Source organism: Collinsella tanakaei, assembly GCF_016902615.1.
Taxonomy (GTDB): Bacteria; Actinomycetota; Coriobacteriia; order Coriobacteriales; family Coriobacteriaceae; genus Collinsella; species Collinsella tanakaei_A.
The window spans coordinates 1-7,612 of the sequence record NZ_JACJMB010000051.1; the positions used below are offsets into that span (position 1 = coordinate 1).

General features: G+C 67.4%; 8 protein-coding genes. 3 read left to right on the forward strand and 5 right to left on the reverse strand.

The window, feature by feature from the left end:
• Nucleotides 1-202, reverse strand: a 202-nt coding sequence (locus H6A21_RS10500; RefSeq protein WP_204562733.1) for a hypothetical protein, incomplete at its 3' end; no start/stop codon positions are given.
• Nucleotides 203-622: 420 nt separating this feature from the next.
• On the opposite strand from H6A21_RS10500, the gene pgi reads away from it, so the two are divergent.
• Nucleotides 623-2,317, forward strand: coding sequence for a glucose-6-phosphate isomerase (gene pgi / locus H6A21_RS10505; RefSeq protein WP_204562734.1), 1,695 nt, complete (start codon nucleotides 623-625; stop codon nucleotides 2,315-2,317).
• 117 nt (nucleotides 2,318-2,434) lie between these two features.
• The gene (locus tag H6A21_RS10510; RefSeq protein ID WP_204562735.1) at nucleotides 2,435-3,094 is read left to right on the forward strand and encodes an HAD family hydrolase; all 660 of its coding nucleotides are present in this window, start codon (nucleotides 2,435-2,437) and stop codon (nucleotides 3,092-3,094) included.
• 112 nt (nucleotides 3,095-3,206) lie between these two features.
• On the opposite strand, the gene H6A21_RS10515 is transcribed toward H6A21_RS10510, so the two are convergent.
• The 3 genes from H6A21_RS10515 to H6A21_RS10525 all read right to left on the reverse strand — a co-directional run bounded on the left by H6A21_RS10515 (nucleotide 3,207) and on the right by H6A21_RS10525 (nucleotide 5,184).
• Nucleotides 3,207-3,476 carry a hypothetical protein gene (locus tag H6A21_RS10515; protein WP_204562736.1) on the reverse strand — a complete coding sequence of 90 codons (270 nt, stop codon included), beginning with the start codon at nucleotides 3,474-3,476 and terminating at the stop codon, nucleotides 3,207-3,209.
• A gap of 78 nt (nucleotides 3,477-3,554) precedes the next feature.
• Nucleotides 3,555-4,376: a TatD family hydrolase gene (locus H6A21_RS10520; protein WP_204562737.1), complete on the reverse strand. Its 822-nt coding sequence runs from the start codon at nucleotides 4,374-4,376 to the stop codon at nucleotides 3,555-3,557.
• 13 nt (nucleotides 4,377-4,389) lie between these two features.
• A complete protein-coding gene (locus tag H6A21_RS10525) occupies nucleotides 4,390-5,184 on the reverse strand; it encodes a tRNA threonylcarbamoyladenosine dehydratase (RefSeq protein ID WP_204562738.1) in 795 nt (264 codons plus the stop codon).
• 241 nt (nucleotides 5,185-5,425) lie between these two features.
• Here H6A21_RS10525 and ettA point away from each other — a divergent pair, with 241 nt between their 5' ends.
• Nucleotides 5,426-7,105, forward strand: a complete 1,680-nt coding sequence (ettA, locus tag H6A21_RS10530) for an energy-dependent translational throttle protein EttA (RefSeq protein ID WP_204562739.1) — start codon at nucleotides 5,426-5,428, stop codon at nucleotides 7,103-7,105.
• 169 nt (nucleotides 7,106-7,274) lie between these two features.
• On the opposite strand, the gene H6A21_RS10535 is transcribed toward ettA, so the two are convergent.
• Nucleotides 7,275-7,612: hypothetical protein (locus tag H6A21_RS10535; protein ID WP_204562740.1), on the reverse strand; the 338-nt coding region annotated here is incomplete at its 5' end.

Here is a 7,612-nt window from a genome sequence, read left to right on the forward strand (position 1 = left end):
CCGTCTGGAGGCGGATGTTCGAGGTGCCGGGGGTGAAGTTGTACGCCTCGTGGGCCTTTGCGTAGCCGAGGTCGTCCGCGTCGAGCGCGAGCGCCGGCGCCGCCGCGGCCCCCAGCGCGGTGGTCGCGATGCCGAGCGCGAGCGCGCCGCGCCGGACGAGGTCCCTCGTCCGGTCGCGCCATGTGCCGTTCATATGCACCATGTGCGATTCCTTTCTCGGTTTCGAAGCCGGCCGATCCGCATCCGGCATATATATCGACTAGTATCCCACGGTGCGCGGCGCCGGCGGCAAGACGGCCGAATGGATGCTGGGAATAGAGAATGAACGGGATGGGGTTTTCGGCAAACGGCACGTGCGGATGCGCACGGCACCGTCCGGGGGCCGCCGCCCCGAGGGGGCGGCCGACGATTGGGGAGTGGGCCGGGCCCTCGGGGCGCCTCCGCCTCCGTTTTTCGGTTCCCGAACGGCAGGCACGGGGCCTTTTCGTTCCTCGCGGGCGGTGTTGTAACGTTTGCGGCAGCGCTGTCCGGTTTGGCGATGTCGCGGCGGGACGCTGCGCTAGAATGAAGCCACCTGACTGTTGGGCGCCGGTGCGCGCCCGCAAGAACGAGGAGGACCTGCATGTCTACCGTTTCCGCACCCATCGATGTCACGAGCACGCCTGCGTGGGCAGCTCTGCAGAAGCACTACGACGAGCTGACCGCCGCCGGCGTGGACCTCAAGGGCTGGTTTGCCGCCGATCCCGACCGCGTGTCCAAGCTCAGCTACGACCTCGGCGAGTTCCATATCGACCTCTCCAAGAACCTCGTGACCGATGAGACCATGAGCCTGCTGGTCGACCTCGGCCGCGCGGTTGGCATCGAGGAGCGCCGCGACGCCATGTACGCCGGCGTGCACATCAACACGACCGAGGACCGCGCCGTGCTGCACACCGCGCTGCGCCGCCCCGCCACGGACGCCGGCAAGTTCATCGTCGACGGCCAGGACACCGTCGCCGACGTGCACGAGGTGCTCGAGCGCATGTACGCCTTTGCCGAGAAGGTCCGCTCCGGCGCGTGGAAGGGCGTCACCGGCAAGAAGATCGAGCACGTCATGAGCATCGGCATCGGCGGCTCCGACCTCGGCCCGGTCATGGTCTACGAGGCCCTGAAGCCCTATGCGGATGCCGGCATCGACTGCCGTTACGTCTCGAACATCGACCCGAACGACATGGCCGAGAAGGTCCGCGGCCTCGACCCGGAGACCACGCTCGTCATCGTCGTCTCCAAGACGTTCACCACCCTCGAGACGCTCACGAACGCGCGCGAGGCCAAGACCTGGCTGCTTGAGACCCTGAAGGCCGCGGGCGCCATCGACGGCTCCGACGAGAGCTGCGCCGAGGCCATCAAGAAGCACTTCGTCGCCGTCTCCACCGCGCTCGACCTCGTGGCGGATTTCGGCATCGACCCTGAGAACGCCTTCGGCTTCTGGAGCTGGGTCGGCGGCCGCTACTCCGTGGACTCCGCGGTGGGCCTCTCCCTCATCATCGCCTTCGGCCCCGAGCGCTTCGCGTGCTTCCTCAAGGGCTTCCACGACGTGGACGAGTATTTCCAGAACACGCCGCTCGAGGAGAACGTCGTCGCCCTCATGGGCCTCATCAACGTGTGGTACGTGAACTTCTTCGGTGCGAAGAGCCATGCGGTGCTGCCCTACAACCAGTACCTGCACCGCTTCGCCGCCTACCTGCAGCAGCTCACCATGGAGTCCAACGGCAAGAGCGTGCGCTGGGACGGCACGCCGGTCACGACCGCCACGGGCGAGATCTTCTGGGGCGAGCCGGGCACGAACGGTCAGCACGCCTTCTACCAGCTGATCCACCAGGGCACGCAGCTCATCCCCGCCGACTTCATCGCCTTCGTGAACACCCCGAACCCCACGAAGGACGGCGACCAGGACGTGCACGAGCTGTTCCTCGGCAACTTCCTCGCCCAGACCAAGGCCCTCGCCTTCGGCAAGACCGCCGATGAGGTCCGCGCCGAGGGCACGGCCGAGTGGATGGTCCCGGCGCGCGTGTTCACCGGCAACCGCCCGTCGACCTCCATCTTCGGCATCGACCTCACGCCGCACGCCGTGGGCGCGCTCATCGCGCTCTACGAGCACATCACGTTCGTCGAGGGCACGGTCTGGGGCCTCGATTCCTACGACCAGTGGGGCGTGGAGCTCGGCAAGCAGCTCGCCAAGCAGATCACCCCGGCGTTCCACGACGACGACGCCATGAACGCGCAAGACGCGAGCACCAAGGCGCTTATCGAGTTCTATCGCGCGAACCGCCGTTAGCGGATTGCGTCTGCGGCCCGTCGCACGTGCGCGGCGGGCCGCTTTTGTGTGCCTGCCCCGCGCGCCGCTTTCGCACGGGGCGTCTGTCAGTTCCATCGGCAAGGGAAGGTTGATTCGATGCCGTTTCCGTTCAAGGCCGTCATCTTCGATATGGACGGCGTGATCGTCGACACCGAGAAGTTCTATTTCGACGAGTTGGCCCATCTGAGTGATGATTTGGGCCTCGGTATCACGCTCGAGGAGCGCAAAAACCAGGTCGGCATGAGCCATCAGGCGTTCCAGCGCAGCCTCGTGAAGTGGATGGAGCGCGGCGGGCGAGGGCGCATGAGCGGAGATGAGGCCGAGGCCATCTACAACGCGTGGGCGGCCACGCGCCCACGCCCCTATGCGGACCTGCTGAACCCGGGTGTCGTCGAGACGGTTGCGGCGCTGCACGAGATGGGGGTGCGCGTGGCGCTCGCCTCCTCATCGCCGATGGCGAACATCCTGCAGGTGCTCGACGCGTGCGGTCTTGCTGGCCGGTTCGACCCCATCGTATCGGGCGAGCAGTTCCATGAAAGCAAGCCGGATCCGGAGATCTACCTGCATACGCTCGATCTGCTCGGTCTGCCGGCGAGCGCGTGCTGCTGCCTCGAGGACTCCGCGTACGGCATCGCCGCCGGCCGCGCGGCGGGCCTGTTCGTGGTCGCCAAGCGCGAGGAGCGCTTCGGTTTTTCGCAGGACGAGGCGAATGCGATTATCGATACCGTGCCCGACCTGCTGCGCGTCACGAGGTAGGATGCACGCACGGGCGATTCGAAACAGATACGCACGACATGACGATGGGGTCCTTCGGGACCCCATCGCGTGTTTCAGATGTGCCGTGCCGCGGTGCCAGGGCAGCTCGCACCTATGCCGCCTGGCGAATCGGGCGGCTGTTCATGAGCGGGCGGGCGGCTGCGGGGTTGAGCGGCTTGCCGGCAAGCGACGCCACGCCTGCGGGCGCCAAGGTCTCGGCGTGCGCCGACCAGGTGAGTTCAGGTGCGTCGGCGTCGGGGCTGAAGCGCACCCACCAGCGGTGGATAACGTTCGGCAGGACGAAGGAGAGCGCCTCCAGCAGGACGAATACGATTACCAGCGGAACGATGATCTGCAGCAGCAGGGCGATGGACTCGACCATGATCTCTCCCTTCTCGACGAGACGTGCGAGGGTCGCCGGGTGCGCCCTCTACTACGTCCATACCCGGGCGAGCGGGCGCTATACGGCCTCGTTGGTGGACGGCGCGGCGGTCTCCGTCGGGGTTGGTTCCGGCGTCGCGCCATGCAGGTCGAGCAGCTCGCAGCTGTGGGCGCAGACCTCGTTGGCAAGGGTGAAGGGCTCTGTGCGCTTCAGCGCGGCGACGGTCGCGAGCGTGCGCTCGAGCGAGGCCATGAGCTCGGCGGCAGACCCCGGCCCGTCATGCGAGGGCAGGTCGGTCTCGAAAAGCAGGCGATCGGTGGGGATCTGGCGCGCGTACTCGCGTCCGCGGCGCGTGGCGAGCATGAACTCGTTGACCGAGAACAGGCAGCCGAGCCGCCGGGCGCGGGCAAGCTCGTCGCTCGTGCCGGAGAACCAGTGGATGATGCAGGCGGCGGAGCGCGTGAGGTCGTAGCGCTCGAGGATGTCGAGCACGGTGCTCGCGGCGTGCACGGCGTGGATGGTGAGCAGGCGCTTTGGCAGCGGATGGTCGGCGCAGGCTTTCGCGATGCGTTCGAACGCCTCGGTCTGGGCGGGGGCGCTCGCTCGATGGCGAGCGGCGAAGTCGAGGCCGACCTCGCCCACAAAGGGCGTGCGCGCAAGCTCTTCCACCAGCAGGTCGACATCGGCCGCACCGCAGCGCCCGTCGTCGATCCACCAGGGATGAAGGCCCGCCGCGCAGCGGGCGGTCGGTGCGTTCGCATAGGCCGCCCGCGCCGCGCGGAAGGCATCGGGCGTCACGCCCGCGTTCAGGATGCCGAGGCCGACCGTCGCGGCCTGGGCGGCGACGGCTGGTCCGTTGGCCATAAGGTCGAGATGGCAGTGCATGTCCACCAGGTGCATGGTTCGCCTCCCGCTATTCGGTGGGTGTTGCATCCGCGCCCACGCCGGAGAGCTGCCGGATGACCCAGCCTGCGATCATCTGCCCCATGATGGGCGGCATGTAGGATGCGGTGCCGAGCGCCCCGCGGCTGCCGTCTGGCTGCCTGGGGACGTGGCAGACTGCCTCCTCGGTGGAGTAGAGGACAGTGAGGTGGCGCACGCCGCGCCGCCGGCACTCCTTGCGCACGATGCGGGAGAGGGCGTCGCGCGAGGTCTCGTAGATGTCGGCGATGCGCAGGGCATCGGGCATCAGCTTGTTGGCAGCGCCCATGCTGCTGATGAGGCGCCAGCCGCGCCGTTCGGCGAGCTCGGCGAGCGCGATCTTGGTCGAGACGGTGTCGATGGCGTCGACGATGCAGTCGAGCTCGCCCCCGCAGGCATCGCGCACCGCGTCGATGGTGGCCTCGAGGTTGTCGGGCAGCACGAACGCGTCGCGCGCGATGACGGTGCAGGCGGGATTGATATCGGAGATCATGGCCGCCATGACGTCGATCTTCCTGCGCCCGACGGTGCTCGTGAAGGCGATGGCCTGGCGGTTGATGTTGCTCGGTGCGACGACGTCTTTGTCCACGATGGCGAGCGTGCCGACACGCCCGCGCGCGAGCGCCTCGACGCAGCTCGAGCCCACGCCGCCGCAGCCGAGCACGAGCACGCGCGAGGCCTCGAGGCGCGCGACGCCCTCTTTCCCCATGATGATCTCGAGACGGTCCGACGCGGTCTCGGGCGTATCGGTGCCGGCCTCAGCGCCGGCGGGTATGGGCTGGTCCATGGCGGTCCTCCTCGCTTGCAAGATCTGTTCGCCTGTCATGATGACAGGCAGGGTGCGTCCTTGTCATCATTCCCGCATCGACGGCAGAAGATGTCCTCGCGGCGCCCGTTCACGAGAGCGCCATCGACGCGCGCCCACGCCGCGCACGGCCGTGGATTTACCGCGCAGCCCTCGCACGGCGCGGGGTCTCCATGCGACAATATGCGCGCTGAGCATCGCATCGTTCGATATAAGGAGCATCATGGCAGAGTTCATCTACACCATGTATCAGGCGCGCAAGGCGCATGGCGATAAGGTCATCTTGGACGACGTCACGCTGTCGTTCTATCCCGGCGCGAAGATCGGCGTCGTTGGCCCGAACGGCATGGGCAAGTCGACGCTGCTCAAGATCATGGCCGGCAAGGAGGAGGTCTCCAACGGCGAGGCGCGCCTCACGCCGGGCTACACGGTGGGCCTGCTCGAGCAGGAGCCGCCGCTCGATGACGACAAGACCGTGATCGAGAACATCCGCATGGCGTTCGGCGACCTGCTCGCCAAGGTCGATCGCTTCAACAAGATCGGCGAGGAGATGTGCGACCCGGACTGCGACATGGACGCCCTCATGGCGGAGATGGGCAAGCTCCAGGACGAGATCGACGCCGCCGACGGCTGGGACATCGACAGCAAGCTCGGCCAGGCGATGGACGCGCTGCAGTGCCCTGACGCCGACATGCCGGTGTCCGTCCTCTCCGGCGGCGAGCGCCGCCGCGTGGCCCTCTGCAAGCTGCTGCTCGAGGCGCCCGACCTGCTGCTGCTCGACGAGCCGACGAACCACCTCGACGCCGAGAGCGTGCTGTGGCTCGAGCACTTCCTCCACAACTACCCGGGTGCCGTGCTCGCCGTCACGCACGACCGCTACTTCCTGGATAACGTCGCCGAGTGGATCTGCGAGGTCGACCGCGGTCACCTGTATCCCTACAAGGGCAACTACTCCACCTACCTGGAGACGAAGGCCGCGCGCATCGCCGCGCAGGGCCAGCGCGACGCCAAGCTCGCCAAGCGCATGGCCGCCGAGCTCGAGTGGGTGCGCAGCTCGCCCAAGGCCCGTCAGGCGAAGAACAAGGCGCGTCTCGAGCGCTACGAGGAGATGGAGGCCGAGGCCCGCGCAAGCCAGAAGCTCGACTACACCGACATCCGCATCCCGGTCGGCCCGCGCCTGGGCGCGAAGGTCCTCGAGGTCGAGCACCTGCACAAGGAGTTCGACGGCCGCGTGCTGATCGATGACCTGTCCTTCACCCTGCCGCGCAACGGCATCGTGGGCGTCATCGGCCCGAACGGCGTGGGCAAGTCGACGCTGTTCAAGATGATCGTCGGCGCCGAGCAGCCCACGTCGGGCACCATCGAGCTCGGCGAGACCGTGAAGATCTCCTATGTCGACCAGATGCGTGAGGGCATCGACCCCGATAAGACGCTGTGGGAGGTCGTGTCGGGCGGTACCGACCGCATGCTCGTGGGCGAGACCGAGGTGCCGAGCCGCGCGTACGTGGCGAGCTTCGGCTTCAAGGGCTCCGACCAGCAGAAGCGCGCCGGCGTCCTGTCCGGCGGCGAGCGCAACCGCCTGAACCTCGCGCTCACCTTGAAGCAGGGCGGTAACCTTCTGCTGCTCGACGAGCCCACGAACGACCTCGACGTCGAGACGCTCTCGTCGCTCGAGGCGGCGCTGCTCGAGTTCCCGGGCTGCTCGGTGGTCATCAGCCACGACCGCATGTTCCTCGACCGCGTGGCGACGCACATCCTCGCGTGGGAGGGTACCGACGAGAACCCCGGCACCTGGTATTGGTTCGAGGGCAACTTCGCGTCCTACCAGGAGAACCGCGTGGCGCGCCTGGGCGAGGACGCCGCGAAGCCGCACCGCATCCATCGCAAGCTCACGCGCGACTAGGCAGGTGCGTGGCGCTAAGCTGCATTCGGTGCCGACGATCGGGGCGGCGGTCCGCAGGGAAGCGGGCCGCAGCCCCTTTTTTCGTGCTGGTTGGAGCGGGATATGGGTTGCGCGAGCGATGAGTTCGGCGCGTGCTTGGGACGCAGCTCTGCCGTGCGCACAGCTGGGCTTATCGGTCTGCAGGCTCGTCGTCGACGGTGCAGGCGTCGATAAGCCAGGGCGCGCCGTGGCTTGCCGTGTTGCGGCGGATGCGGATCGTGGCATAGCTGCGGACGCCGTCTTTCGCGTATCCCAGAGGGAACGTCGCGCGGTTGCGGGAGCATGCGAGCGTGCCGCGCAGTCGCGCGATGTGGTAGTACTCGTTCAGGATGCCCATGACGTCGGCGCCCAAAGGGAGCAGATACGAGATTTCGCTCAGCAGGGTGCCCGGGCAGAACGCGTCCTCGGTGAGGTTCTCGGGGTATCCGGCAGGAAGTTCCGGTTCGGGTGCCGGGGTGGGCTTCGGGG

Coding starts and splice junctions, on each gene's coding strand:
- pgi (WP_204562734.1), top strand. CDS start 623: ATGTCTACCGTTTCCGCACCCATCGATGTCACGAGCACGCCTGCGTGG.
- H6A21_RS10510 (WP_204562735.1), top strand. CDS start 2,435: ATGCCGTTTCCGTTCAAGGCCGTCATCTTCGATATGGACGGCGTGATC.
- H6A21_RS10515 (WP_204562736.1), bottom strand. CDS start 3,476: ATGGTCGAGTCCATCGCCCTGCTGCTGCAGATCATCGTTCCGCTGGTA.
- H6A21_RS10520 (WP_204562737.1), bottom strand. CDS start 4,376: ATGCACCTGGTGGACATGCACTGCCATCTCGACCTTATGGCCAACGGA.
- H6A21_RS10525 (WP_204562738.1), bottom strand. CDS start 5,184: ATGGACCAGCCCATACCCGCCGGCGCTGAGGCCGGCACCGATACGCCC.
- ettA (WP_204562739.1), top strand. CDS start 5,426: ATGGCAGAGTTCATCTACACCATGTATCAGGCGCGCAAGGCGCATGGC.